The 25,261-nt window shown below is 71.3% G+C and carries 30 protein-coding genes; 14 read left to right on the forward strand and 16 right to left on the reverse strand.

Features of this window, described 5'->3' with window-relative positions:
* The 3 genes from ACFYST_RS18690 to ACFYST_RS18700 form a co-directional block, all read right to left on the reverse strand.
* Entirely contained in the window at positions 1–489 is a 489-nt protein-coding gene (locus tag ACFYST_RS18690; protein WP_387863653.1) for a hypothetical protein, read from the reverse strand.
* 96 nt (positions 490–585) lie between these two features.
* Positions 586–828: a DUF397 domain-containing protein gene (locus ACFYST_RS18695; RefSeq protein WP_387863654.1), complete on the reverse strand. Its 243-nt coding sequence runs from the start codon at positions 826–828 to the stop codon at positions 586–588.
* Between the two features lie 120 nt (positions 829–948).
* Positions 949–1,359 (reverse strand): hypothetical protein, encoded by a 411-nt coding sequence (locus ACFYST_RS18700; protein WP_387863657.1) that lies wholly within the window; start codon positions 1,357–1,359, stop codon positions 949–951.
* Between the two features lie 197 nt (positions 1,360–1,556).
* Between ACFYST_RS18700 and ACFYST_RS18705 the strand changes: the two genes are divergently transcribed.
* The 4 genes from ACFYST_RS18705 (at position 1,557) to ACFYST_RS18720 (ending at position 3,823) form a co-directional block, all read left to right on the forward strand.
* Positions 1,557–2,399 carry a helix-turn-helix domain-containing protein gene (locus tag ACFYST_RS18705; protein ID WP_387863659.1) on the forward strand — a complete coding sequence of 281 codons (843 nt, stop codon included), beginning with the start codon at positions 1,557–1,559 and terminating at the stop codon, positions 2,397–2,399.
* A complete protein-coding gene (locus ACFYST_RS18710) occupies positions 2,380–2,595 on the forward strand; it encodes a DUF397 domain-containing protein (RefSeq protein WP_387863661.1) in 216 nt (71 codons plus the stop codon). Before ACFYST_RS18705 ends, ACFYST_RS18710 begins: the two co-directional genes overlap by 20 nt.
* A gap of 150 nt (positions 2,596–2,745) precedes the next feature.
* The gene (locus tag ACFYST_RS18715) at positions 2,746–3,573 is read left to right on the forward strand and encodes an SDR family NAD(P)-dependent oxidoreductase (RefSeq protein ID WP_387863664.1); all 828 of its coding nucleotides are present in this window, start codon (positions 2,746–2,748) and stop codon (positions 3,571–3,573) included.
* Positions 3,455–3,823, forward strand: a complete 369-nt coding sequence (locus tag ACFYST_RS18720) for an NUDIX domain-containing protein (protein ID WP_387863960.1) — start codon at positions 3,455–3,457, stop codon at positions 3,821–3,823. The genes ACFYST_RS18715 and ACFYST_RS18720 overlap by 119 nt, the downstream gene beginning before the upstream one ends.
* Positions 3,824–3,951: 128 nt before the next feature.
* Here the strand turns inward: ACFYST_RS18720 and ACFYST_RS18725 are convergent, their stop codons facing one another.
* The 6 genes from ACFYST_RS18725 to ACFYST_RS18750 form a co-directional block, all read right to left on the reverse strand.
* Positions 3,952–4,662: a DUF6193 family natural product biosynthesis protein gene (locus tag ACFYST_RS18725; RefSeq protein ID WP_387863666.1), complete on the reverse strand. Its 711-nt coding sequence runs from the start codon at positions 4,660–4,662 to the stop codon at positions 3,952–3,954.
* Positions 4,663–4,690: 28 nt separating this feature from the next.
* Positions 4,691–5,872, reverse strand: coding sequence for an alpha/beta hydrolase family protein (locus ACFYST_RS18730; protein WP_387863669.1), 1,182 nt, complete (start codon positions 5,870–5,872; stop codon positions 4,691–4,693).
* Between the two features lie 202 nt (positions 5,873–6,074).
* The gene (locus tag ACFYST_RS18735) at positions 6,075–7,130 is read right to left on the reverse strand and encodes a hydroxyacid dehydrogenase (protein WP_387863672.1); all 1,056 of its coding nucleotides are present in this window, start codon (positions 7,128–7,130) and stop codon (positions 6,075–6,077) included.
* A 39-nt stretch (positions 7,131–7,169) separates the two neighbouring features.
* Positions 7,170–7,994 (reverse strand): carbohydrate ABC transporter permease, encoded by an 825-nt coding sequence (locus tag ACFYST_RS18740; protein WP_387645975.1) that lies wholly within the window; start codon positions 7,992–7,994, stop codon positions 7,170–7,172.
* Between the two features lie 74 nt (positions 7,995–8,068).
* The gene (locus ACFYST_RS18745) at positions 8,069–8,944 is read right to left on the reverse strand and encodes a carbohydrate ABC transporter permease (RefSeq protein WP_387863962.1); all 876 of its coding nucleotides are present in this window, start codon (positions 8,942–8,944) and stop codon (positions 8,069–8,071) included.
* Positions 8,945–9,108: 164 nt separating this feature from the next.
* Entirely contained in the window at positions 9,109–10,464 is a 1,356-nt protein-coding gene (locus tag ACFYST_RS18750) for an ABC transporter substrate-binding protein (protein WP_387863674.1), read from the reverse strand.
* Between the two features lie 319 nt (positions 10,465–10,783).
* On the opposite strand from ACFYST_RS18750, the gene ACFYST_RS18755 reads away from it, so the two are divergent.
* The 4 genes from ACFYST_RS18755 to ACFYST_RS18770 all read left to right on the forward strand — a co-directional run bounded on the left by ACFYST_RS18755 (position 10,784) and on the right by ACFYST_RS18770 (position 14,664).
* Positions 10,784–12,679, forward strand: a complete 1,896-nt coding sequence (locus ACFYST_RS18755) for a DUF2264 domain-containing protein (protein ID WP_387863677.1) — start codon at positions 10,784–10,786, stop codon at positions 12,677–12,679.
* 60 nt (positions 12,680–12,739) lie between these two features.
* The gene (locus tag ACFYST_RS18760; protein ID WP_387863679.1) at positions 12,740–13,519 is read left to right on the forward strand and encodes a sugar phosphate isomerase/epimerase family protein; all 780 of its coding nucleotides are present in this window, start codon (positions 12,740–12,742) and stop codon (positions 13,517–13,519) included.
* 121 nt (positions 13,520–13,640) lie between these two features.
* Entirely contained in the window at positions 13,641–14,297 is a 657-nt protein-coding gene (locus ACFYST_RS18765) for a DUF4937 domain-containing protein (protein ID WP_387863681.1), read from the forward strand.
* 37 nt (positions 14,298–14,334) lie between these two features.
* The gene (locus ACFYST_RS18770; RefSeq protein ID WP_387645479.1) at positions 14,335–14,664 is read left to right on the forward strand and encodes a hypothetical protein; all 330 of its coding nucleotides are present in this window, start codon (positions 14,335–14,337) and stop codon (positions 14,662–14,664) included.
* 273 nt (positions 14,665–14,937) lie between these two features.
* On the opposite strand, the gene ACFYST_RS18775 is transcribed toward ACFYST_RS18770, so the two are convergent.
* Together ACFYST_RS18775 and ACFYST_RS18780 are read right to left on the reverse strand one after the other, a co-directional pair.
* Positions 14,938–15,687 (reverse strand): SDR family oxidoreductase, encoded by a 750-nt coding sequence (locus tag ACFYST_RS18775; protein ID WP_387863683.1) that lies wholly within the window; start codon positions 15,685–15,687, stop codon positions 14,938–14,940.
* A 155-nt stretch (positions 15,688–15,842) separates the two neighbouring features.
* A complete protein-coding gene (locus tag ACFYST_RS18780) occupies positions 15,843–16,736 on the reverse strand; it encodes an AraC family transcriptional regulator N-terminal domain-containing protein (protein WP_387863684.1) in 894 nt (297 codons plus the stop codon).
* Positions 16,737–16,880: 144 nt separating this feature from the next.
* Here ACFYST_RS18780 and ACFYST_RS18785 point away from each other — a divergent pair, with 144 nt between their 5' ends.
* Both ACFYST_RS18785 and ACFYST_RS18790 read left to right on the forward strand, forming a co-directional pair.
* Positions 16,881–17,198 (forward strand): putative quinol monooxygenase, encoded by a 318-nt coding sequence (locus tag ACFYST_RS18785; RefSeq protein WP_387645488.1) that lies wholly within the window; start codon positions 16,881–16,883, stop codon positions 17,196–17,198.
* Positions 17,199–17,300: 102 nt separating this feature from the next.
* Positions 17,301–18,269: an alpha/beta hydrolase gene (locus tag ACFYST_RS18790; protein WP_387863686.1), complete on the forward strand. Its 969-nt coding sequence runs from the start codon at positions 17,301–17,303 to the stop codon at positions 18,267–18,269.
* Between the two features lie 59 nt (positions 18,270–18,328).
* On the opposite strand, the gene ACFYST_RS18795 is transcribed toward ACFYST_RS18790, so the two are convergent.
* The gene (locus ACFYST_RS18795; protein WP_387863688.1) at positions 18,329–19,237 is read right to left on the reverse strand and encodes an NmrA family NAD(P)-binding protein; all 909 of its coding nucleotides are present in this window, start codon (positions 19,235–19,237) and stop codon (positions 18,329–18,331) included.
* 107 nt (positions 19,238–19,344) lie between these two features.
* Here ACFYST_RS18795 and ACFYST_RS18800 point away from each other — a divergent pair, with 107 nt between their 5' ends.
* Positions 19,345–20,067: a TetR/AcrR family transcriptional regulator gene (locus tag ACFYST_RS18800; RefSeq protein ID WP_387863690.1), complete on the forward strand. Its 723-nt coding sequence runs from the start codon at positions 19,345–19,347 to the stop codon at positions 20,065–20,067.
* Positions 20,068–20,149: 82 nt separating this feature from the next.
* On the opposite strand, the gene ACFYST_RS18805 is transcribed toward ACFYST_RS18800, so the two are convergent.
* A complete protein-coding gene (locus ACFYST_RS18805) occupies positions 20,150–21,169 on the reverse strand; it encodes an LD-carboxypeptidase (protein ID WP_387863691.1) in 1,020 nt (339 codons plus the stop codon).
* Positions 21,170–21,242: 73 nt separating this feature from the next.
* On the opposite strand from ACFYST_RS18805, the gene ACFYST_RS18810 reads away from it, so the two are divergent.
* A complete protein-coding gene (locus tag ACFYST_RS18810; protein ID WP_387645502.1) occupies positions 21,243–21,473 on the forward strand; it encodes a hypothetical protein in 231 nt (76 codons plus the stop codon).
* Here ACFYST_RS18810 and ACFYST_RS18815 read toward each other — a convergent pair.
* Positions 21,470–22,135 carry a hypothetical protein gene (locus ACFYST_RS18815; protein ID WP_387863694.1) on the reverse strand — a complete coding sequence of 222 codons (666 nt, stop codon included), beginning with the start codon at positions 22,133–22,135 and terminating at the stop codon, positions 21,470–21,472. The genes ACFYST_RS18810 and ACFYST_RS18815 overlap by 4 nt on opposite strands.
* A gap of 14 nt (positions 22,136–22,149) precedes the next feature.
* A complete protein-coding gene (locus ACFYST_RS18820; RefSeq protein WP_387863697.1) occupies positions 22,150–22,836 on the reverse strand; it encodes a hypothetical protein in 687 nt (228 codons plus the stop codon).
* Between the two features lie 83 nt (positions 22,837–22,919).
* On the opposite strand from ACFYST_RS18820, the gene ACFYST_RS18825 reads away from it, so the two are divergent.
* Complete coding sequence (locus tag ACFYST_RS18825; protein ID WP_387645511.1) at positions 22,920–23,576, forward strand: GNAT family N-acetyltransferase; 657 nt, start codon at positions 22,920–22,922, stop codon at positions 23,574–23,576.
* On the opposite strand, the gene ACFYST_RS18830 is transcribed toward ACFYST_RS18825, so the two are convergent.
* Positions 23,573–24,658, reverse strand: coding sequence for a substrate-binding domain-containing protein (locus ACFYST_RS18830; protein WP_387863699.1), 1,086 nt, complete (start codon positions 24,656–24,658; stop codon positions 23,573–23,575). The genes ACFYST_RS18825 and ACFYST_RS18830 overlap by 4 nt on opposite strands.
* A 205-nt stretch (positions 24,659–24,863) precedes the next feature.
* Here ACFYST_RS18830 and ACFYST_RS18835 point away from each other — a divergent pair, with 205 nt between their 5' ends.
* The gene (locus ACFYST_RS18835; protein WP_387863702.1) at positions 24,864–25,256 is read left to right on the forward strand and encodes a hypothetical protein; all 393 of its coding nucleotides are present in this window, start codon (positions 24,864–24,866) and stop codon (positions 25,254–25,256) included.
* Positions 25,257–25,261 lie beyond the last annotated feature (5 nt).

Raw genomic sequence — 25,261 nt, forward strand, 5'->3', positions numbered from 1 at the left:
TCACAGGAGGGGGTGCGGGCAGGGAACACCGGGGTGGAACCGGTTGGGGCAGGCGACCACCGCCATGCAGAGCATGCGTTCGCCGGGCAGGTAGTGGACCCACACGACGTCAACACCGCCGCCCAAAGACATCGTTGCGTGCGCCACCTTTGCGCCGAGCCCGCAGTCCACCGCACCGCCGTCCGGGCGGAGGGCCGGCGGGTGCAGCTCGTAGATGTTCGCCAGCCACTCGGCGGCCTCCTTGGGCTCCGGCCAGGTCTGCTTCCCCAAATAGGACGGACGGCGCAGCAGGTAGTGCCCCGTCTGCATGGGCGGAATCGTCCGCTGCTCGAAGGGCAGATGGGCCTCCTGGTCGGGGCCCTTCATGCCGGCAACCATCGCGTGCCAGGCCGAGTCGAACGGCGAGGGCCGCCGCAGGTACTCGCCGAAGTACTGCTCCGGCCTGCCGATCCAGGGGCCGTAACCGTGCCAGTGCCGGGAACTCGTCACAGGTATCCTCCATGGAGCGAGGGCCGCCCGGCCTGACTGCGACTCAGACCGGACGTCCCCCGCGTGAATTCAGCTCGGTACGTCAGCCCAAGGACGTCAGACCGCCAGGGCCCGGCCCTCCACCCACTTAACGGCGAAGGCGTCCAACTCGTGGCGGGTGAACCGCAGTTCCCGGCCCGCGCCTTCCGCCTTGGTGTCGCGCAGGACGAAACCGTCTGCGACGCCGGGGATGGCCGCGAGACCCACGCAGCTCTCGTCCTCGCTGGTCAGGTTGCCGTCGCACTGGCGCACGAAGGTCGCGCCCTCGATCGGCAGCACGTACAGGTCGATCTCCGGCATGGCCCCTCCTCGGGGGAATGGTGTTCACCAGCCGATCGAACGACCGGCCGGATGGTGCGCCCGCCCTGCACACGGGAGTCACGTTCAGGGCGGGAGTCTCAACTGGCCGCCGCTGCCCGGTCATCCAGCCCACCTCCGGTTGCTGCGGGCCGTCTGCCTGGCCGCCTCCGCGCGGGCCACATCGTTCCGGGTCGCCGCGTGGACGTCGCCGGGATCCGCAGTCCACAGGTCACCACCGGCGGGCGGGGCAAGCACGAAGCGGCCCAACTCGTCCGTCGCGCGGTACTCACCGACCCGATCGGCCCGCGCATCCACCACCAGAGCGCCGACGTCGGGTGTGCGCAGCACCTGCACCACGCTGCCAGCTCCGCGGCCGGCCCGGATGACCGAGAACCCCACGTCGAGTGCGAACGCAATCCCGCTGACGACCGCCGGAGGCGCCGTGCCGAGCCGCACCAAAATCTCCGCGGCGGGGTCCGACGATCCGTCAACTCGGAGTGACGGAAGGATGATGCCTTCGGTCGCGAGCACGGCCCGCAGTCTCTCGCACGCATCGCGAGCCTCGTCGCGTCGAGCCCGGTGAAGGCGGGTCAGCAGAGAATCGGTCACGGCGGCACCGCCTGTCTCGTCGCTTCGCGATGGTTACTTTCCGTGCTTCAATCGTGGCTGCTTGGTGCCGCCCGGGGAAACAGCGGCGACACAACATCCAAACTGCTCAGAGGTGACCGATGGTCAGCCCCAAGAAACTTGACCCCTCCAGCTCGCCCGCGGCGTTCTACGGGAGCGAGCTGCGCCGGCTGCGGGAGAGCGTCGGTATCTCCCAACAGGCCCTCGGGGAACGCGTGTTCGTCTCCGGGGCCTACATCGGCCAGCTTGAGAACGCAACGCGACGGCCACAGCTGGACCTGTCGCGCTCGATCGACAAGGAGCTCGGCACCGACGGCCACCTTGAGCGCCTTCATCCACTGCTCCGGCACCCGCGGATGGCCGACTACTTCGTCGAGGTGGTGGAGCAGGAGGCCCGGGCTCGCACCATCTCCGAGTACGCTGCGCTCGTGATTCCCGGACTTGTCCAGACTCGCGACTACGCGGAAGCGATCTTCCTGGGAGCCCAACCACTCCTGAACGAGTCCGAGTTGGCCGATCGCGTGGCCGCCCGGCTGGAACGTCAGAGAATCGTCGAGGATCCAACCGGCCCCGTGTTGTGGATGGTTCTCGACGAGGCCGTACTCCAGAGGGTGGTCAATAGCAGACGAGTCATGACCGAGCAACTCCGGCACATCATTCGGCTGATCACCGAACGGCAGATCATCGTCCAGGTCGTACAGTTCGACGCCGGTGCGCACGCGATGCTCGAAGGCATGATCAGCCTGATGACCTTCGACAATGCGCCCCCTTTGGCGTACGTGGAAGGCCCGCACATCGGCCATCTCATCGACGAGCCGACGTTGGTCGCGAAATGCCGCCAGTCCTACGATTTGGTACGGGCCGCCGCGCTGTCACCGGAGGCGTCCCTCGCCCGAATCAAGTCGGCCGTGGAGGAACACGAACATGCATACGATCCCCAATGAGCCCGCCTCGCCACGACGCTGGCGGAAGAGCAGCCACTCCGGTGGCAACGCCGGTTCGTGCGTCGAGGTCGACGACGCCAACTTCGGCCACGTCCGGGACTCCAAGGACCCGAACGGAGCCGTCCTGAAGTTCACTCCCGAAGCCTGGGCGACCTTCGTGTCGGCCGTCGCCAACGGACGGCTCGGCGCCGCCTGAACCGCGCGAAGCGGCAGAGAAGGCCCCGCCGTCCCTTTTCCCGGGACGACGGGGCCTCACTCATCCAGCAACTGCTCCAGCCGCGCCATGCCGTGCGGGCGATCTCCTCGTGGGTGACCGGGTGGGCGAACTGAACTGCCCATCGCCGCTATGCCACTCAAGGGCCGGGCCGCGCTGGTCACCGGCGGAGCCACCGGGATCGGCGCCGCGATCGGCCGCGCCCTGGCCGCCGCCGGAGCTGCCGTCGCCGTCAACCACCTCGCGCAGATCCGCCAGGCCCGCACCGTGCTCACCGACGTACGGCGCGAGGGCCGCAGCGGCATCGAGGTCAGCGCCGACCTCACCGACCCGAACGCCGTGGCCGCGCTGGTCAGTCAGGTCGAGTCCGAACTCGGGCCGGTCGATGTCCTCGTCAACAACGCGGGCGCCTACCCGCGTATCCCGCGGGACGAGCTCGGCGAGGACGAGTGGGCGCGTACCATCGAGTCCAACCTGACCATCCACTACCGCACTTGCGGGGCCGTCAGCCCCGGCATGGCGGAGCGCCGGTGGGGCCGGATCGTCAACATCGGCAGCGTCAACGCCCGCGCCAGCCGTCCCGGACTCACCGCCTACAGCGCCGCCGAAGCCGGACTGCTGAGCCTCACCAGGTCGCTGGCCAGGGAACTTGGACCAGCAGGGATCTGCGTGAACACTGTCCTACCCGGGGCCATCCAGGTGGAGGCGGAGAACGGCCCGCCCTCCCGCCACCGAGCCCGACCCGAGGACCAAACCACCGGAGAAGGAAGAGATCACCATGCAGCACCGCGTCCGCGCCGTCCTCCTCACCCCGAACGACACCATGCTGCTGATCAAGCGCATCCGCCCCGGCATCGACCCGTACTGGGTGATCGTCGGCGGCAAGATCGAGCCGACCGATGCCAGCCCCGAGGAGGCCCTGCTGCGCGAGGTCCGCGAGGAGATCGCGGGCGAGGCTGAGATCGTCAGCCTCCTCCACACCATCGAGACCGACGACGAGCGCCAGGACTTCTACCTCGCCACCGTCGACAAGTGGAGCTTCGCGGACCGCACCGGCCCCGAGTTCAGCCAGGAAGGCCGGGGCGAGTACCTCCTCGAAGAGATCCCCCTGACCACCGACGCCCTCGACGCGGTCAACCTCCTTCCCCCCGACTTCGCGGCCGTCCTGCGCGGGGCCGTCGAGCGCGGGGAGATTCTCGCCGCCCGTTGACCGTCAAGGTGGCAAGGAGAACCGGCAGCTGTCCGACCGGCGGCCGGCCGCCCTTGGGTGGTGTCCGGCGCCGGGTGCCGCCGGACTGACGACGGACGCGATCGCTGCCGGTACCGCTCGGACGACGCTCAGCGCGCCGGCCCGATCCCCTCCGGCAGGGCGGCCACCATGAAGGCGACGGCCTCCTCCGGCGTCTCGAAGCGTGCGAGCACTTCGTGCCCGTCGCGTACCGCGTAGGACCTCTCGTAGTGCGGCCAGATCATGGGACCGACCCCTGTCGTACGCCGATCCGCCGTGGTGCTGGTGGAGAACCAGAGGTTGAAGTGGGAGGTCACCGGCATCAGTTGGCGGAGCACCGGCTCGGCGTACGCCGCCGCCAACAGCGCGTGCACGCGCGGGAAACGGTTCATCGGCGGCATGTGGATGCCGTCGAGCCTGCAGCACCACTCCAGTTCGACGGCACCGAGCGGCTCCCGCTCGTGCGCGAGAGCCCAGGGGCGGAACTCGATGCACGGGGCCTGCTCCTTGGTTTCCTCGAGCCCCGCTCCGCCGGTCCAGGCCACCACCGCCCTGACCACCTCGGCCGGATCGGCGGTCGACCCGCCGGCCAGGCGCCGGCCATTGTGCTGGAGGTACACCCGGAAAGTCCGACGCTGCTCGTCGGCCGGATGCACCGTCACCCGCCGGTCGAGCCCCGCGTCGGCGTACGCGGCTGTGCCGCTCCACTGCCCGTCCGGCTGGGGCAGGACAACTCCGAGGCCGTCCGCCGCACGCAGCAACCTCTCCCCGAGTGTCACCCCGCCCCGGTCGTTCTCGCCGGACCCCGCCCCGAAGCTCATCCCGCCAGTATGCCGCCGAGCGCGTCGACTAGTGCTGGAAGAGTACTTCCGGATTGTCCGGCGAGGGGCCGTCCAGCAGCGGACTGTGGGTCCCCTTCAGCGTCTGGTCGAAGAACGCCGTCACGTACTCGCGGGTGATCGCTATCCCGCGGTCCGGGGAGAGGGGCGGCGTCGGGAACCCGGCCTGCCCCTGGAGAAGGTCCAGGTCGGCGAAGCTGAAGTGGTCGGCGCCGGTGACCGTCAGCCACTTCTTGTAGCCGCCGAGGGCGGCCCAGGGGTGCTCCCAATCGGTGTTGGCGGTCTTGCCCAGCATGAGGAACGGCCGGTTGATCTGGCCGGGCGTCGGGTCCGGGTGGAAGGTGCCGTCCATGTTCACTCCGGCCCGTACTCGCGGGTCGGCGATCATCGTGGCGGCGGCGGCCGCTCCGCCGATGGAGTGTCCGGCCATGCCGATCTCGTGCTTGTCGATGAGGTGTGCCAGGCGCCACGCGGTGTTGCCGTGCGTCAACTGGTCGATCACGAAGGACGCGTCCAGCGCACGGCCGGCGGCGACGGAGTCGAAGTCGAGCCACGCCGGGTAGTCGCAGATCGCGCACGGCGATGTCTGGCCGTTCGCCAGCGTCTCGCCGCTGTCCTCGTGGGTGTGGCCGACGAGCGCGACGACGTAGCCGTGACTGGCCAGGTCGGTCGCGAGCGAGGTGAGCGTCATGCGCGGGTTCTCGAACGCGGGTGAGAGGACCACCAGCGGATACTTGCCCATCTGCGGCCGCGCGCCGTCGAAGGCGTTGGTGGTGACGCTGGAGAGGCTCTCCGGGGTGACGCCGGAGCTCGCCGGCAGCTTCCGGCGCTGGACGATTCCGGCTGCCTCGCCGAGGGTCATGTAAGGGGCGGGAGTCCCGGTCCCGGGGACGGCCGGGTAGACCATCGTGACGGTCAGCTGGCGGGGGCCGGATGACGGCACCCACGGGTCGGGACGGCTCGCGTCGGTGAGGTGGATGACGTCCTCGCCGGCCGCATAGGGGCCGGTCGGCGCGGGGAGCGTGCCTTGGAAGGACCGCGTGGGCGCGGCGGCAGCCGTGGCGGCGGTCGCGTGCGCGGTGGACGGCGGGGTCGTGGCGGCGAGTCCGGTGCCGGTCGCGGCCACTGATGCGGCGAGACCCAGGATTGCGACAGCGCTGATACGGCGCTTGCGGTTCGAAGTGGTGTTCACGGGCACGATCCTGCCCGGCCCCGCCCTGACGCTCGATCATGCAGGTATCCGTCTTGAGGGTGGTGCTGGCTACACCCTGAGATCCCCAGCGGCGCGGGGCTCCCGAAAGCAGAGGCGCCCGTCGACGGGACCGTGGCACCTGCCGATAACTGGCACAGGTTCGCGATCCGGCCGACGGGCGCCTCCGGGCGCTCCCGACGTGCTACGCGGTGCGGCCGATCTCCTCGCGCGTCACCGGGTGGGCGAACGGCAGGCCGTCGACGTAGCGGGCGAGTTCGTCGGCTGCGGCGGCGGCCATGCGGTGGAGTTCGCCGCCGAGGGAGCCGGCGATGTGGGGGGTGAGGAGGACGTTGGGGAGGTCGTAGAGGGGGGAGTCGGCGGGGAGGGTCTCGGGGACGGTGACGTCGAGGATGGCGTCGATGCGGCCGGTGATGAGCTCGATGGTGAGGGCGTCCTGGTCGATCAGGGAGCCGCGGGAGGTGTTGATCAGGGTGGCGCCGTCGGGCATCAAGGCGAGGCGGCGGGCGTCCAGCAGGTGCCTGGTCTCGGGGAGTTCGGGCGCGTGCACGCTCAACACGTCGGAGCGGATGCACAGTTCGTCCATGGAGACCAGCTCGGCGCCGAGGGCGGCGGCCTGGTCGGAGGTCACGTACGGGTCGTGCAGAAGCAGCTCGAACTCGTAGGGGGCGAGGAGTTCCAGCACTCGCCGCCCGATCCGGGAGGCACCGACGATGCCGACGGTGCGCCGGTAGTTGCCGACGCCGGCGTATGCGGCCTGCCAGTCGTGGGGGGCCCGCCGGGAGCGGTAGTCGGCGGCGAGGCGGAGCACCGGCTTGTTGCTGAACAGGACGGCGGCGACGGTGAATTCGGCGACCGGGAGGGCGTTGGCCCAGGCGGCGGAGGTGATGCCGAGGCCGCGGTCCCAGCAGGCGTCGGTGATGTGGTGCTTGACCGAGCCGGCCGCGTGCAGGACGGCGCGGAGCTTGGGGGCGGCGGCCAGGACGGAGTCCGTGAGCGGCGGGCAGCCCCAGCTGCTGATGATGACTTCGGCGGAGGCGAGGGCGGCCGCGCCCTCGGGGGAGGAGAAGTCGTCGATGACCAACTCCGGGTCAAGGTCGGCGAGTTCGACCATCCGGGCCATGGTGTCGGGGGCGATCAGCCGGGCGGCGAGGTCGCCGTGCATGGCGAGCAGGGCGCGCGGGCGGGTCCGGACGGTGGCGGCGGAGTTCGGTGCCTCGGCGGGCGCGGAGTTGGGCATGGCGGGGCTCCCCAGAAGGCGCAGTGGAAAAGGAGGTGGTTACTTGACGCTGCCGGCGGTCATTCCGGCCTTCCAGTGGCGCTGGAGCGCCACGAAGGCGATGACCAGCGGCAGGACGGCGAGCAGCGAGCCGGTGACCACCAGCGGGTAGTACTCGGGGAAGGCGTGGGTCTGGGCGTTCCAGGTGTACAGGCCGAGGCTGACCGGGAAGAGCCGGTTGTCGGAGAGCATCACCAGCGGCAGGAAGAAGTTGTTCCAGATAGCGGTGAACTGGAACAGGAAGATGGTGACGAAGCCGGGCATGACCATCTTCAGGCCGATCGACCAGAAGATCCGCAGTTCGCTCGCGCCGTCCATCCGGGCGGCCTCCAGGGTCTCGCCGGGCAGGTAGCCGGCGCAGAACACCCGGGCCAGGTACACCCCGAACGGGTTGACCAGGGAGGGCAGCAGCACCGCCCAGTAGGTGTTGACGATGTGCAGCTGGGAGGCCAGCAGGTACATCGGCAGGGCGAGCGCGGTGGTGGGCACCAGCACGCCGAGCAGCACCACGCCGAACAGCTTCTCCTTGCCGCGGAAGCTGTAGACGTGGAACGCGTAGCCGGCGCCGACGCAGATCAGCGCGCACAGCAGGGCCCCGATCCCGGCGTACAGCAGGGAGTTGAGGTACCAGCGGAAGTAGATGCCGTCGCCCTGGGTGGCCAGGTCCTGCAGGTTCTGGCCGAGGTGGAAGTTGCCCGCGCCGAGCGAGCGGCCGCCGATCAGGTCGGCGGTGTTCTTCGCGGAGGCGGTGAGCAGCCAGCCGAGCGGCAGCAGGGTGTACAGGGTGGCGAGGACCAGCGCCCCGTTGACGGCGGTCTTCGACATCGTCCAGGGGCGGCGCGGCTTCCCGGCGGCGGAACCGGTGTCGGCGGCGGGGCGGACGGGGGTGAGGGTGCTGCTCATCGGGCGGTCTCCGTCCGCTTCGAGGCCGCCTGCGACGTCCGCTTCTCGTCGCGGCCGCGGGTGAAGCGGGTGACCACGAAGGACAGTGCGGCGGCGACCAGGGCGAGGATCACCGAGGACGCGGCGGCCAGGCCGTAGTCGTTGCGTTCGAACGCGGCGGAGTAGGCGTACATGTTGGGGGTCCAGGTGGAGACCACGCCGGGGGCGACGTCGTGCAGGATCACCGGTTCGGTGAACAGCTGGAGCGAGCCGATCACGGTGAACAGTCCGACCATCACCACGGACGCGCGGATCAGCGGGATCTTCACGCTGAACGCGGTGCGCAGCGGCCCGGCGCCGTCGACCACGGCGGCCTCCAGCACCTCGCGCGGGATGGCCTGCAGCGCGGCGTAGAAGATCACCATGTTGTAGCCGGTCCACTCCCAGATCGCGATGTTGACGATCGCGGGCAGCGGGTGGCCGAACACGTCGACCTGGGTGCCGGCCGAGCTGAGCGCGTCGATCACCGGGCTGATGCCGGGGGTGTACAGGTACGTCCACACCAGGGCGGCGATGATGCCGGGGACGGCGTGCGGCATGAACAGCGCGAGCTGGAAGAACCGCTTGGCGCGGGCCAGCGTGGAGTCCAGCAGGAGCGCGACGGCCAGCGACAGGCCGAGCATCAGCGGGATGTACAGCAGGCAGTACTGGGCGGTGTTCCAGAAGCCGTCGCGGAACGCGGCGTCGCCGAGCGCCCGGGTGTAGTTGCCGAGGCCGGTGAACACCTGCTTGGTGGTGCCGCCGAAGCCGAGGCCGGAGCGGCGCTCGCTGAACAGGCTGAGGTAGACCGCGTAGCCGATCGGGATCAGCGTGCACGCGGTGAACAGCACCATGAACGGGGCGAGGAGCACCGCCGGGGCGGCGAGCGGCGCCCGGCGCTTCCGGGGGCCTCGCGATCCGGCGGAACCGCCCCGGACGGACGTGCCCGGGGCGACCGCGGCACCGCCCCGGGCGGCGGCGGAGGTGCCGCCGCCCGGGACGGGAGTGCTGCCGGACATCAGCCGGCCACCTTCAGACCGCGGTTCTTCAGCTCGGCGAGGGTGGCCTGCTGGGCGGCGTCGACGGCGGACGGCACGATGGTGCCCTGGCCGAGCTTGCCGAAGGCGTCCTTCATCGAGCTGTTGGTGGCGCCCATGGACGGGCCCCAGGCCCAGTTCGGCTTGATGGACTTCGCGGCGTCCTGGTAGATCGCGTAGATGTCCTGGCCACCGTAGAACTCGGTCTTGAACGCGGCCTTGGCGACCGGGATCAGCGCCGGGTCGGCCGGGTAGGCGGAGGAGGAGCCGGAGGCGATGCGGGCCTGGATGCCCTCGGGGGTGGTGGTCGCCCAGGTGGCGAACTCGACCGCGGCCTTGGCCTTCTTGCTGTCCTTGGAGACCGCGAAGGTGGTGCCGCCGAGCATGCCGGAGGCGGGCTGGCCGTCCCAGCTCGGCATCGGGGCGACGGCCCACTTGCCGTTGGCGGCCGGGTCGGTGCCGAGGGTGGACTTCAGCACGCCGCCGCCCCACGCGGCGCCGAGGTACGCGGCGGTCTCGCCCTTCTGCAGCGAAGCCGTCCACTGCTGGCTGAACGAGGGCTGGACGCGGATCAGGTCATCGGTGATCATGCCCTGCCAGTAGTCGGCGACCTTCTTGGTGTCGGAGCCGGCCATGTCGACCTTCCAGCTGTCTCCGCTGGTGCCGAACCACTTGGCGCCGGCCTGCCAGACCATCGCCTCGAAGGTGCTCGGGTCGTCCGGGAAGAAGGTGGCGATGCGGGTGTTGGCGTCGGCGGCCTTCAGCTTCGCCGCGGCGTCCTTGAACTCGTCCCAGGTCTTCGGGACGGCGACCCCGGCCTTCTCGAAGAGGTCCTTGCGGTAGTACAGCGCCTGCGGGGAGGCGTCCAGCGGCAGCGCCCAGGTGGAGCCGCCCAGCGTGGTCAGCTCCATCGACTGCGGCAGGTACTTGCCCTTCAGGTCGGCGGAGACCAGCTTGCTGATGTCCTGCACCGCGCCCTGGCTGACGAAGTCCGGCAGCTGCGGGTACTCGACGTTGAACACGTCGGGGGCGTTGCCGGCCTTCACCGCGTTGGAGATCTTGGCGTAGCCGCCGGCGTTGCCGGACGGGATCTCCTCGAAGGTGACCTGGATGTTCGGGTGGGAGGCGTTGAAGGCCTGCACCACGTCCTTGGTGCCCTTGGCCCAGCCCCAGAAGGTGATCGAGACCGGCTTGCCGTCGCTGCCCGCGTCGGAGGCCGACGCCGACTTGTCGCCGTCGCTGCCGCACGCGGCGAGCAGGGTCACGCCCAGGACGGTGGCGGTGGCGGCGGCGGCGAGACGGAGAGCTCTGCGGCGGTGGAGAGCGGGAGAGGACATGGCACGGCTCCTGTGGGGGTCCTTGAAACGCCGGGTAGGTACCCGATCACCCGATTTGAGCAGGTCGGGCCGGGTTGATCGCTATCTTGGGACGGTCTCCGATCAGACGTCAAGAGAGTGGGATCAAATGATCGGGCTTGATCAATCACTCTTGACCCTTCAAGCGCCGTTCACCTTGAGTTTTCGGCGTTTTCTCGGAGGTCACAATCGGATCAAGGGGATCATTCGATCATCGATTCTTGACGGGGTGATCGCCTCTTCCTAGGGTCGGCCGGTAGCCCCAGTGCCCAGCCGTGCCCACACAGGAACCGAGGCCGCCATGCCGCACCCGCTCCCCCTCCCGCCGGAAGACCGCGCGCTCAGCCCGCACACCGGCTGGACCAGGGCCCACTGGGAAGGCGCCGCCGACCACCTGCTGGCCGCCGTCCGCCCCTACGCCGGGCCGGCCAACGCCCTGATCAACCTCCCCGGCACCCGCCCCAGCTGGTCCGGCCCCCGCTCGGACGGCCTGGAAGGCTACGCCCGCACCTTCCTGCTCGCCGCGATCCGAGTCGCCGGCGCCGGCGGCGCCGACCCCACCAACCTGCTGGAGCGCTACGCCGAAGGCCTCGCCGCCGGCACCCGCACCCCCACCACCGAACGAAACCTCAGCGACGGCGACCTCACCTCCTGGGGCGCCATCACCGACCGCGGCCAGCCCATGGTGGAAGCCGCCTCCGTCGCCATCGGCCTGCGCCTCACCCGCCGCTGGCTCTGGGACCGCCTCGACCCCGCCGTCCAGGAACGCGCCGGCGCCTGGCTCGCCCAGGCCCTGCACCACCAGCCCGTCGACAACAACTGGTGGCTGTTCCCGTTCACCGTCGGCGGCTTCCTCGCCGAAACCGGCATCGACACCGACGCCGCCAACGCCGCCATCGACCGCGGCCTCGAACGCATCGACCGCTGGTACCTCGGCGACGGCTGGTACACCGACGGCCGCCCCCGCGCCATCGACCACTACAACGGCTGGGCCCTGCACCTCTACCCCGCCCTGCACGCCCACCTCGCCGCCGACCCCGCACTCACCGCCCGCTACGGGAGCCGCCTGCACGCCTACCTCGCCGACTACTCCCGGCTGTTCGACCGCAACGGCGCACCCATCCACCAGGGACGCTCACTCAGCTACCGGTTCGCCGCCGCCGCCCCGCTCTGGGCCGGCGCCCTGCTCGGCACCACCCCCCTCGACCCCGGCACCACCCGCCGGCTCGCCTCCGGCGCCCTCCGCTACTTCCTCGACCGCGACGCCCTCGACGACCACGGCCTGCTCACCCTCGGCTGGCACGGCCCCTACCCGCCGATCGTCCAGCCCTACTCCGGCCCCGCCTCCCCCTACTGGGCCTCCGGCGGCTTCCTCGGCCTGCTGCTCCCGCCCGACCACCCCGTCTGGACCGCCCCCGAAACCCCCTCCCCCGCCGAAACCGCCGACGCCGTCACCCCCCTGCCCGCCCCCGGCTGGCTGATCCAGTCCACCGCCGCCGACGGCCTCGTCCGCCTGCACAACCACGGCAGCGACGACCAGCCCGCGGACGAGCCCGTCGCCGACAACCCCCTCTACTCCCGCCTCGCCCACTCCACCCGCACCGGACCGGGCACCGCCGGCGACAACCACTTCGCGCTGCTGCTCGACGGCGAGCCGAGCGAACGCGGCCCCATCACCCCCCTCGGCGCGGGCCGCCTGGGCGCCTGCGGTTGGGCCGCGTCCTCGCACCGGCCCCGGCACCGCGGCGCTGAACTGCCCGGCATCACCGTCACCTCACTCACCCTCGCCCACGGCGCCGACGAAGTCCGGGTGCACGTCGTACGCGGCGCGACGGCCGGCACGGCCGTCCGCGAGGGCGGCTGGGCGGTCACCGGCGCCCGTTCCCGCGTTACCGGGCGCCACGCGCAGATCACCGCCGACGACCACCTCCACACCGAACTCCTCGCCCTCCACGGCTGGACCACCGCCACCACCACCCCCACCCCCGACGGCACCGCCTTCGGCCCCACCGCCGCCACCCCCCACCTGCACGGCACCATCACCACCGGCCTCTTCGCCACCGCGGCCCGCCTCACGGCCGCCGCCGGCTCCCTGCCCGCGCTCACGGCCCTCGCCTTCGCCCTCGCCGATGACGTCATCACCATCACCTGGCCGGACGGGACGACCACCAACTGCCCGCTCCCGCCTGCCTCCTGACGCTTCTCCGCGCCACCCCTCCCCCGCCCGAAAACAGCGACCACCCACCCCGAGGAACCCATGCCCCTCGCCTTTTCCACTCTCGGCCTCCCCGCCCACCCCCTCCCCGCCGTCCTCGCTCTCGCCGCCGACCACGGCTACGACGGCCTCGAACTCCGCGCCGCCCCGGGCGAACCCGTCCACACCGGCCTGAACTCCGCCGAACGTCGCGCCGCCGCCCGCCAGTTCACCGCCGCAGCCGTCACCCCACTCACCGTCGCCTCGTACGTCGGCATCGCCGAGCCCGGCCCGGACGCCCCCGTCCTCGCCGACCTGCTCGCCCACCTGCACCTCGCGGCCGACCTGGGCGCCCCGTACGTCCGCGTCTTCCCGCGCGGCGGCGCCGACGCCACCGAAGGCACCCGCACCGCCGCCCACCGCCTGCTCGAACTCGCCGACACCGCAGTCGACTTGGGCGTCGCCATCCTGGTCGAGACGCACGACTCCCACCGCTCCGGCGCCGCCCTCGCCGCCCTTCTCGCCGCCACCCCGCACCCCGCCGTCGGCGCCCTCTGGGACGTCATGCACACCTGGCTCTCCGGCGAGACCCCCGCCGACTCCTACCGCCTGCTCGCCCCCCGTCTCGGCTACGTCCAGGTCAAGGACGTCGCCTCCGCCGAAGATCTCACCCCTCTCCCCCTCGGCACGGGTGTCCTCCCCCTCCCCGCCTGCCTGGCCCAACTCCCCGCCGACACCTGGATCTCCTGGGAGTACGAAGCCCCCTGGCACCCCACCGCCGCCTCCTTCGCCCCGCAACTCGCCGACGGCCAGGGCTACTTGACGTCCCACCTCACGGCCTGACGCCGAGCTCGCGCGTGGCGACGTACGCCGCTGGCCCGAACTACCCGCACCGATAGGCTGATTGACGCCGACCGTGGTCCGCGCCCGATCAGTTTTTGTGCCAGTCCGGCGGGGAGGAAGGATGCGTATGTGGGGCAAGTGGATCGGTTGCACGGTGCCGGCGGCTGCGCGCGAGCAGTTCTTCACCGCGCAGGCCGCCTGGTCGACGATCAGCGACCAGCCGGGCCTGGTCGGCCAGCTGGGCGGCTGGGACCCGGCCACCGGCCGAGCCCACCTACTGGGGCTGTGGACAGACGCCGAGGCCTACCGATCGTTCATGCACGAGCGACACGACGCCGTCGTCGCCGGCAACCAGCAGAACACCACCTACACCGAGATCGACGTCGCCACCGGCGAGACCGTCCTCGAAATGGCAGGAGACGCCGCCGACCTCCCGCACGCCCTCGAACGCGCCACTCTCCTACGGGTCGCCGACTGCCGGCTGCTGCCCGGCCGCGAGAACCACTTCCTCGAAGTCCAACGCACCGTGTGGGCCCCGGGCATGGCCGCAGCCGGGGGCATGCTGGCCGGAACCGTCACCCGACTCGATGCGCACCGCCACCTGGTCACAACCCTCTGGTCCAACTCCGCCGCCCACCAGCACTACAGCACCCACCACCTCCCGACCCTGCGCTCCCGCGCCACCCTCGAGCACGACATCCGATCGATGACCGGCCATGTGCTGCCGCTGGAAGCGGCCTGGCGCGTCCTGCCGCAATCCCGCGCACACGACAGGTGATCTACTGGCGGACGCACACGGCGATCACTGGAGAGTCATGGGAATCGAGCTCGAACTGCACTCGGAGAGACCGCGCAAGGGTCCGTCCCGGGCTACGTTGCTCCGCGGGTCCTACGAACACGGCGACGCGCTCGCGGATGCGCTGAGTGCGCTCGTCCGCCACGGGTCCGGCAAGTTGGGCCGGGTCGACCCGTACGGGGACACCCTGTTCAACGAGCAGGAGGCCGAAGTCGCTCGCCAGGAGGTCACCGTCCTGCTCCGCGGCTGCGCCGACGAGCGGCAGCGGGCCGCCCTCCTCGACCTTGACGGGCTGCTGGAGGCGTGCGCGGCAACGCCGGGCAGCTACCTGTGCTTCGTGGGTGACTGAGTCGCACACCGGCTCCCCTGGACAGCCCGGCCCGGCGGTCCCCCGCTCAGTCCCTGGACCGGCGCGGACCAGGCGTCGGTCCCGCTCGCGCAAGCGTGGGGCGGCGGTCCGGTCGCCTCGGTGGACGGGAGCCAACCTGCAGGAAGGCCGCCACGCGCTCGCCCGCAAGATCTTCCGTTCATCGGGGTGAGCGCCCGACGGCGAGCCGACCCGGTGCGTGGGCGCGGGGCCGGCTCCTGGTGTCAGTGCGGCGCGACCTTGCCTGCCGACTGATCACTTCGCCTGGGAGAGCGAGACCGCATCGGAACCGGCGGGGAATCGCAGCTGGCCGGTCGTGTCGTGCACGGCTCGCCACACTGTCTCGGCGACGTCGCTCTCCTTGGTGAACAGGTCCTGGCCCGTGAAGTCGCCCATGGCCTTCTTCGCCCATGGTGCGTAGGGCGCCGGGACCAGCTCGTCCAGCGAGGCGCCCTTCGTCGCGTTGGCCGCGAAGTTCGTCGTCAGGCAGGCGCCCGGCTCGACCGTCTTGGCCTGCACACCGAAGGGCGCGAGCTCGAGCGCGAGGGATGCGGTGAACCCCTCGATGGCCATCTTGCTTGCCTTGTAGACGGCCGAGAGCGGCATGTGGCCCAGCACCACGCTGGAGGTCACGTTGACCACCACGCCGGAGCCGCGCTCGCGGAACTGGGACAGCACCGCCTGCGTCGTCGCCATCACGCCGAACGTGTTGGTTTCGAAGACTTCCCGCACTCGGGCCATGGGGGTGCCCTCGAACACGCTGATCGACGGGACGCCCGCGTTGTTGACCAGGACGTCGATGGGCCCGGCCGCCTCGAACGCGGCGGTGATGCTCTGGGGCTTGGTCACGTCGAGCTCGACGACGCGGAGCCGGTCCGACTCGGGCAGGACGCCCGCACGCGGCGTCCGCATCGTGGCGATGACGTTCCACCCCTGCGAGTGGAAGTACAGGGCGGTCTCCCGTCCGTATCCGGATGAGGCACCAGTGATCAGAACTGTCTTCATGCGGTGATCCTTGCGATGTAATGGGATCCGCGGATGGACAGGCATTTTCCTGCCCCACGGAAGAACCGGTGATCCCATTGAATCGCTCTGACCTGCTGGAATAGTAGAACTATTGTCGCTTCGTCTTGCACGATCCTCCCTCATGGTCCGGCCGCTCAAGGAAGGACGCCTGCAGTGCTTCGCAGGCGGGCCGCGTCCCGGCTCGGGGGTGCGCCGAACTGGCGGCGGTACTCGCGGCTGAACTGCGACGGGTTGTCGTAGCCGACGCGGTGGCCGACTCCGGTGACGTCGCCCGGGTGGGTGGCGAGCAGCAGCCGGGCCTCCTGGAGCCGGATCTGTTTCTGGAACTGGATGGGGCTCATCGCGGTCACCGCCTGGAAGTTGCGGTAGAACGCGGAGACGCTCATCCCGGACAGCCGTGCCACGTCCGCGACCCGGAAGGGCTCGGCGTAGTGCTCGCGGATCCAGCGCACGGCCCGGGCGACATGGCTGAGGCCGCTATCGGCGAGGCCGAGCTGGCGCACCGTCGCGCCCTGCTCGCCGGTGATCAGGCGCCACAGGATCTCGCGTTTGACCAGCGGGGCCAGTACGGCGCGGTCGCTGGGCTCGTCGAGCAGGCGCAGTAGCCGGACCACCGCGTCGAGCAACGCGGGCGGGGCGTCGCTGACGACGATCCCCGACGGAGTGCCTCCGGCGGGGCGGGGGATGTCGCCGGGACCGGCTTGCAGTAGCAGTTCGGCGACGGCGGACGGTTCCAGCGTGAGGCCGAAGCCGAGGGCCGGCTGCTCGGGGGCGGCCTGGGTGAACTGTCCGGTGACGGGCAGGTCGACGGATGCGACCAGGTACTGCCCGGCGCCGTACGCGTAGACCCGGTCGCCCAGCGCGAGGCGTTTGGCGCCCTGGGCGATGACTGCGAGCACCGTGCCGGACATCGAGGGCGCCGGCGGATCCGGCCGGTCGACCTTGGAGATGAGGACGCCGTCGATGGCGGTGGTCCAGTCGGGCCGGGCATGCCGGGCCAGCAGGGTGCGGAGCTCTTCGAGGTGCATGTGTCCATTGCAGCACTGTGCTGTGCTGAAATTCCCGCACTCACGAGGATCGTGCAAGTACCAGCGAGCATCGTTCTAACGTTTACGCAGGTCACGGCGATTGAATGGAATCACCGCACTCCATCAACGCAGAAAAAGGCCTCCATGATTGCCACGTACGGTTTCAACGCCACGCTGACCGCCAGGCCCGGAATGGGCGACCGGCTCGTCGACCTGCTGCTGACCGGCCTGCACGAGGGCAGCCCCGGCGCGAGTGAGTACTGCGTGGTCTACCTCGTCTCCCGTTCCGCGTCCGCCCCCGACGTCGTCCACGTCACCGAGGGCTGGACCAGCGAGGAGGACCACCAGCGGATCTTCGCCGGCGAGGCCGCCCAGGCCATCGTGGCGCAGATCGGCGGACTGCTGGCCAAGGAGTCCGAGTACACCGACTACGTGCCGGTCCGCGGCAAGGCCGCCTTCTGACCCGCCGAACACCCCGCACCCCAGCCTCTGCCGCCTCGGTCCCGCCGAGGCGACCTCCGTCCTCGCCCGACCGTCCGCCACCACCCATGAAAGGCAACGACCATGACCACGGCACGCCCCTCCCTCGACCCCGAACTGCATGAACTCCTGGCCGACACGCCGCTGATGTCCCAGCTCAGCCCGGAAGTGCTGGCGCAGGTACGCCCCTTCTCCTCGATGCCCGTCGAACCCCTCCTGGAAGGTCGCGCGATCGACCGGCGCGAGGTCACCGCTGCGAGTCCGGACGGCACCCCGATCCCCTTGTCCGTCTTCAGCCCCGCGAACACCGATCCCGCCACCGCCGCACCCTGCGTCTACTGGATGCACGGCGGCGGGATGGTCATGGGCGACCGCTTCTCACAGATCGACATCCCGCTGGAGTGGCTCGACGAGTTCGGCGCCGTCGTGGTCTCCGTCGACTACCGGCTCGCGCCCGAGTCCACCGGTACCATCCCGGTCGACGACTGCTACCAGGGACTGCTCTGGATCGCCGAACACTCCGAAGAACTGGGCATCGACCCCGCCCGGATCATCGTCGCAGGCGCCAGCGCGGGCGGCGGCCTCGCCGCCGGCGTCACCCTGCTGGCCCGCGACCTCGGCACCCCGACGATCGCCGCCCAAGTCCTGATCGGCCCCATGCTCGACCACCGCAACACCACCGCCTCCAGCCTCCAGTACTCGAACGGGCCCGGCGTCTGGACCCGCGAGATGAACGGATTCGGATGGCGCTGCCTCCTCGGCGACCTCACCGACGACGAGGTACCCGCATACGTCTCACCCGCCCTGGCCGACGACCTCGCGGGCCTGCCGACCACCTACATCGACACCGGCTCCGCCGAAGTCTTCCGCGACGAGGACACCGACTACGCCACCCGCATCTGGGCGGCCGGCGGCCAGGCCGAACTCCACGTCTGGGCAGGCGGCTTCCACGGATTCGACGCCCTGTACCCGCAGGCACACATCTCGGCCACAGCCCGCCGAACCCGCACTGACTGGCTCGCCCGACTCCTGCCCACGAACCCCGCCGTATAGGGGAAGTCGACGAGTTTCGGTCAACGTCACCCGGGCCGCCCGCGTTGCCACGTCTGCCGCTACGGGGCGCCGAGCAGCTGGGTGCGAAGTGCGGCGGCGCCGGTCTCGGTGAGCCAGTCCGTGAATGTGCGCAGTCCGGGGTGGATGACCCGCAGGGCCTCGATGTCGGCGTGCCAGCGGTGTCCGGCGTCCCACTGCCGGCGGACCTCGGCGAAGCCGGGGTTCAGTGCGGTCGCTTCGTCGTGGGTGAGTTGCTCGTAGCGCACGGCGATTCCGGTCGCGGCGGTGATCGCGGCGGCGGCTTCGACCGGTGTGGGGGCGTCGCCGGCGAGTTCCAGGGTGCGTCCGGCGAAACGGTCCGGCTGCTCGAAGGCCAGGGCCGCGAATTCGGCGATGTCTTCCAGGGCGATGATTTGGAGGGGCTGGTTCGGCGTGAAGAGGTGCCGGTGGACGCCGTTGACGATGCCGTCGAGGGCGAGGCCGTTCATGCCGAGGTAGTTGGTCATGAAACGGACCGGCCGCAGGACGGTCACCAGCGGGATCCGCTCGTGCAGGTACTCCTCGATGCGCCGCTTCCCGGGTGCGGCGAACGCCGCGCCGGAGGTCGAGGCGACGCCGGTGAACACCGCTTGGCGGATGCCGGTGGCGGCTGCCGCGTCGGCGAGGGCCCGGCCGCGGGTGAACTCCAGTTCGTCGTCGCTGTCTGACGGTCCGTAGGCGACCGGCGGCACGGCGAACAGTGCGGTGGCGCCGGCCAGCGCCGGTTCGAGGCCGGCCGGATCGTCGAAGTCCGCGACGGCCAGTTCGGCCCCGGCGTCCGCGAGCGCCACGGCGGCGGGTGCGGTGCGGTCCCGTACCAGCGCGCGCACGGGCCGGCCGGCGGCCAGCAGGCGGCGGGCGGTCGCGCCGCCCTGCTTCCCGGTGGCGCCGGTCACGGCAACGACGCCCCGAACGGTTTCGGTGGTCATGCGGTCCTCCCTCTCGCCCGGGCCCGGTTGCGGATGGGTGTGCTCGGCCCGAGCTATCTGAGACACTCCAACCCGGTTGGCTCCGAGGGCACAAGGGGTTTCGTGACATGACCGCAGTGATCGACGGCGGCGACCGGGCCGACGCCCGCCGCAATCGGGCGAAGGTGCTGTCCGCCGCCGGGGAGGCGTTCGCCGAGCACGGGCTCGACGTCCCGCTCGGCGACATCGCCCGCCTGGCCGGTGTCGGCGCGGGCACCGTGTACCGGCATTTCCCGAGCAAGCAGGCTCTCCTGGAGGCGGTGCACGCCCAGCACCTGAGCGACCTGATCGCCTCCGGGGAGTGGCGGCTGTCCCAACTCCCGCCCACCGAGGCGTTCTTCGGGTTCCTACTGGAGGTCGTCGAGACGTCCCAGCGGCGCGGACCGGTCTGCGACCTGGTGACCGCCGACCCGAGCTGGCCGCGCCCGGTGCTCACGGCGGCCGTGCAGCGGTTCCGCCAGGTGCTGACCGCCCTGCTCCACGCCGCCCAGCGGGCGGGCGGCGCCCGTCCCGACCTCGACCCCGAGGGCGTCGCCTCGTTCGCCGTCGGGTGCACCGCGATGCTCACCGCGCGCCGCGACCGCCAGGCCGGCCTCGCTCTCGTCCGGCTCGCCCTGGACGGCCTGCGGCCGTCCACGCCCGTCACGGAACATCCGCCCTTTCGTGACGCGCTGAACGCCCGCTGCGAGGAGTGCGGCACCGCACTCACGCCCCGCCCCACCGGCCGCCCGCCGCGCTACTGCGGACCCACCTGCCGCCAACGGGCCCACCGCCGCCGCCCGGCCCGCTGACCGAGTGCCACGATCGCGCACTCACCCACGCCGCGTCCCCGCTACCCGGGCCCGGTCGAGTACGCCGCGCCGGGTGCCGCCTTCACGATCGGTCAGCGCTGAGCGTAGGCGCCCCCACCGCCGGTTCGAGCAGCGACAGCGTCCGCCGCTCCGCGTCGAGGCCGACGCGAATGCCCACCGGCATCGGCAGGTTCGGACCGGCGTGGCCGAAGTCGACGTTGCCCAGGACCGGGATGTCGCGGTCGCCGAGGACGTCGAGGACGATCTCACGCAGGGTCGGGGACGCGCCGGGCTCGAGTCCGCCGATCTCGCGCGGGACGCCCACGACCATGCCGGAGATCCGGTCCAGGATGCCGCTGTGCCGCATCACCTGCAGGTAGCTCCACACGTACGAGGCCAGGCCGCCGAACTCCTCCCAGAACAGCACCGCCCCGTCGTACTGTTCGAGTGGCAGCGCGAACGGCGTTGCCTGCGCCAGCACGATGCGGTTGATCACCCCGCCGATCAGTCGGCCTTCGGCACGACCCGGCCGCCAGCACTCCCAGGACGGGCTCGCGGGCAGCGCACCGATCGCCCCGGTCCCGGTCAGTAGGTCGAAGTAGAGCTCCTCGAGTTCCGCCTGGCGCGCCACGGACGCGGACGGCCAGCAGCCACCGAAGCCGGGGACGGCCATGTCGGCGTGGAACCCGACCAGACCGGTGCGCGCGTGGAGCACCAGGTGCAGGAGTGAGATGTCGCTGTAGCCGAGGACCGGCTTCGGGTCGGCCCGGATCGCCTCGACGTCGATCAGGTCGAGGTAGCCGAGCGCCGTCTGACCGCCGTCGCTCGCGACGATCGCGCGCACCTCGGGATCGCGCAGCAGACCGTTAAGCTCCCCGGCGATCTCCGCCGGCGTGGCCGCGCTCCACCAGCGACGGCGGCCCACTTCGAGCAGCGGAGCCCGGCGCACGCGGAATCCCATCCGCTCGAACACCGCCACCGTCCGCTCGACGTTGGGTTCGTGGGCGGCGGGCAGCGGACCGGACAGCGCGGCGATGACGACGAGATCTCCGGGCCTCAGCGCACGCGGCCGAAGCAGGTGAGGCAGTGCGGAAACAGTCACGGCGTCAGTGTCACCGTTGCCATGGGGCAGGGTCACCCGAATTTAGCCCTCGAGCCGGGCCTAAAATCCCGCCGTGACAAAGGACTTGAAGTGCACCCACTGCGGGAATCCCGGACTCGACCAGGGCTTCATCGAGGACACCGGCGAGCACAGCCGCGGCGACGCCCGCTGGATCGCGGGCCCACTGGAACGCGGCCTGTTCGGCGGAGCCAAGCGAATGGGCCGCACCCGCTTCCAGATCGACGCCTACCGCTGCCCGCAGTGCGGCCACCTGGAGCTGTTCGCCAGCCAGCAGCTCAACTAGAACTCGTCCGACTCGGGCACCGCCCGCCGCCGTTCGCCCTCCGGCGTGAAGGTGAACGACTCCAGGAACGGCCCCTCGCCGAAGCGCACCGCCAGCAGCAGCGGCTGTTCGTACGGCGGGGGCCACTGCCCTGCCTCGCCGTTGCCCAGGTGGAAGGACACCATCGGCAGCCGGGGATCCGCGCCGAGGTAGCCGAGCGTCTTGCCGTACAGCGGGTTGGTCCCGCCGAACTGCACCGACGGCGGCCCGAACTCCGCCGTCACCTCCGGCCAGGTCCGGTCCTCCCGCGCCCATGCGCGGGCCCGGCCCGCCAGCGTCGCGTACTCGTCCTCCGTGAGCACCCGGTCCGGCTCCAACCAGCCGCAGCGGTGCGCGAATTCGGCGTACACCGAGGAGGCCGCATATTGCTCCTCCTGCCCGGGGAGCACCTCCCGGAACGCGCCGACAACGCCTCGGCACGTCCAGACGCCCCGGGTCTCCCATTCCCGCTGCTGCCGGGTGAGTTCCTCGGGCCTGCGCTCGACGAACAGCAGGTGGTCGATCATCATCCGAAGGACGCTCTCGCCCCCGTAGATCACGATCCGGCGCAGCGCAAGGTTGGTCTGCTCCACCAGGTGGGCGTGGATCTCTTCGACGGTGGCGCGCGGGCCGGGAGCTGGCATCCCCGCAGTCTTCCCTACCGCGGCGGCTGCGACGAGCCCCAGGCACCGATCTCGGCCAGGTCGTCCGCCAGGTCCGCCAGGGCCAGTTCGGGGTTGAGGGCGGCCACCAGGTCGTCCGTCAGCGGCTCGCCGGCGAAGACGGCGCGGACGGCCGCCAGGTCGATCTCCTCCTCCAGGTAGTCCTCGGCGTGCGCGTGGTACGCCTCGGGCCGGCGGTCCGTCAGCAGTGCGAACAGGCCGTCCGCGCCGTCGGGATCGGGCCCGGCCGGGAAGTCGATCGTGCCGTGCTTCCACGCCCCGTCGGCGGTCTCGCGCCACAGGCAGGCAGTCACTGCGGGGGTGCCGTTCTCGTCGCTGAACGCCGGTTCGGCGACCTGCGCGGCGAACGCGGCGGGTACCTCGTCCAACACGCCGGGCCACACCTCGTGGTCCTCGTCGCGGTACGGGCTCATCTCCGTCTCGTGCGCGAACCCGCGCACGTACGCGCCAGCGGGGCCGAACACGATCGAGTACTCGTCGCCGCTGCCGTCCCGCATCGAGGCCATCTCCTCACCGGCCGCCGCGCCCCACCGCGCGTCGTAGCTGAAGTACCGGTCGTGCCAGACGGGCAGCAGGATCGCGTCCAGCACCGCCAAGGTCCGGCAGTGGTCCTGGAGTTCGGCGATCCCGGGCAGCGACGCAGCGACGCGTTCAACAGTCATACCGTCATCCAAGCAGGTCACACCCACACCCCCGGGCCCGAAAACCACATGCCCAGGGCCGCCGGCGCACAGCACAATGCCGCATGCTGATCGATCACTGGCCCGTACTGGGCCTGCGTCTGAGGACGCCCCGGCTGGAACTCCGGCTGCCCGGGGACGCGGAGTTGGCCGCACTGGCGGCACTCGCGGCGGACGGCATCCACGAACCCGACCGCATGCCCTTCACGGTCCCGTGGACGGACCTGCCGCCCACCGAGCGCGCCCGCTCGGTGGTGCAGCACCACTGGCGGCGGCTCGGCTCGTGGGCGCCGGACGACTGGGCGCTCAACCTCACCGTGCTCGCGGACGGGCAGGTGGTGGGCCTGCAGACCGTCGCCGCACGGAACTTCGGCGTGCTGCGGCAGGTGAGCACCGGATCGTGGCTGGGCGCGCGGCACCAGGGGCAGGGCATCGGCACCGAGATGCGCGCGGCCGTCCTGCACGTGGCCTTCGCGGGCCTGGGCGCCGACGAGGCGGTCTCGGCCGCGTTCGCGGACAACCCCGCCTCGTCCGCCGTCTCCCGCAAGCACGGCTACCGGCCTGACGGCGTCGAGCACGTCGTGGTGCGCGGCCGCCGGGTGACGTCCCACCGGTACCGGCTGACCCGCGCCGACTGGGAGGCCGGCCGCACCACACCCGTCACGATCGACGGCCTCACGCCCTGCCTCCCCCTCTTCGGCCTGCCCGCCGCAGCGCGTTAGGCCCCGCCCTCGCCCCCGCAGGAGGTGCGGACCTTCAGGGTGGGGAGCAGTTCGACGTGGTACGCGGGCAGGCCGGCTCCGCCGTCGAGGCGGCGGAGCAGGATTTCGAGGGCGGTGGCGCCGACGGACTTCTTGGGCGGGGCGACGGCGGTGAGCGGGGGTGCGGCGAGGGCGGCGAAGACGTCGTCGTAGGAGATCAGCGCGACGTCCTCGGGGACGCGCAGGCCGCGGATCCGCAGCAGGGGCGGGAGTTGGATGGCGTCCTGGTCGTTGTGGACGAGGACGGCGCGGACGCCGTCGGCGACGGCTTCGGCGATCTGCTGGGCGACCCATTCGGGGTCGGGGACGCCGGCGGGGGTGCCGGGGCGGTGCATGTCGATGACGGGGCGGGTGCGCAGGCCGAGCAGCGGGCCGGCTTCGGCGTAGCCGGTGCGGACCTGGTGGGCCGTCCAGGTGTCGGCGCGGGCGGCGAGCAGCACGGTGTCGTGGCCGAGGGTGGCGAGGTGGCGCAGGGCGAGCAGGACGCCGTGGCGGTGGTCGGAGCCGACCGCGTCGAGTTCGGCGGCGGCGCTGCCGGGGTCGGCCTTTCGTTCCACCAGGACGGCGGGGACGGGGAGTTCGGCGAGCCAGTGGTGGTCGCCGGGGTGGTGCGGCGGGTCTCCGGGCTGCCAGTTGGGGGTGAGCAGCAGGCCGTCGACGCCGGATTCGAGCAGGCGCTCGACCTGGGCGCGGTCGTCGCGGGCCTCGTAGGCGGCGATGCCGAGGACGAGTCGGGCGCCGGCGGTGGCGGCGGCGGCGCGGGCGCCGGCGATCACTTCGTCGAAGTAGGAGCCGACGGTGGGCACGAGCATGCCGATGACCCGGTCGTGGTGGCCGGGGCGGGCGTTCGGGCCGCTGTCGGGGAGGGCGACGGAGCCGTGCGAGCGGGCGAGTTCGCCCGCGTCGGCGAGGGCGGCGACGTCCCGGCGGACGGTGACCGCGGGGATGCCGAGGCGGGCGGCCAGGTCGACCACCCGGACGGTGCCGAGGTCGCGCACGACCTGCAGGATCCGCGTCCGGCGTTCGTCTGCCGTGACGGTCATGGCGTCCCCTCCTGGTTCGGGCCGCGGCCCGGGCGGGCCGCGATGGCAGTTGCCGCGACCGGTGCGACGACAACTACCCGATCAATTTTTATCATTCGATCGCCATTCGATCGAAAGGTCTGAATGTATTGACTCGATCACATGGTCAACCTACGGTGCCGGAACGGGCGCCCCATCCCACCCTCCATTCTCGGGAGTCCCAACGATGCTCCTGCACCGTTCCCTCCGGCGTGCCCTGCCGCTGGCACTGGCCGCCGCCACCCTCCTGACCCCCGCGCTGCCGGCAGCCACCGCGGACGCCGCCACCGGCACCGCGTGGTACCTGGACTGTTCGGCCGCCAACGACGGCTCGGGCAGCCAGGCCGCCCCGTGGAACAGCCTCGCCTCCGCCAATGCGCACCTCTTCCAGCCCGGTGACCAGTTGCTGCTCAAGCGCGGCGCGACCTGCACCGGCACCCTTCAGCCGCAGGGCTCCGGAACGGCCGGCGCGCCGATCATCCTGGCGGGCTACGGTACCGGCACCGCCCGCCCGGTGGTGGCCGGCGACCCGGCGAGCAGCCAGAACGCGGCCGTCCACCTCTCACCAGCTACCGGCTGACCGGT

This window comes from Kitasatospora sp. NPDC004614, from assembly GCF_042873675.1.
GTDB lineage: Bacteria > Actinomycetota > Actinomycetes > Streptomycetales > Streptomycetaceae > Kitasatospora.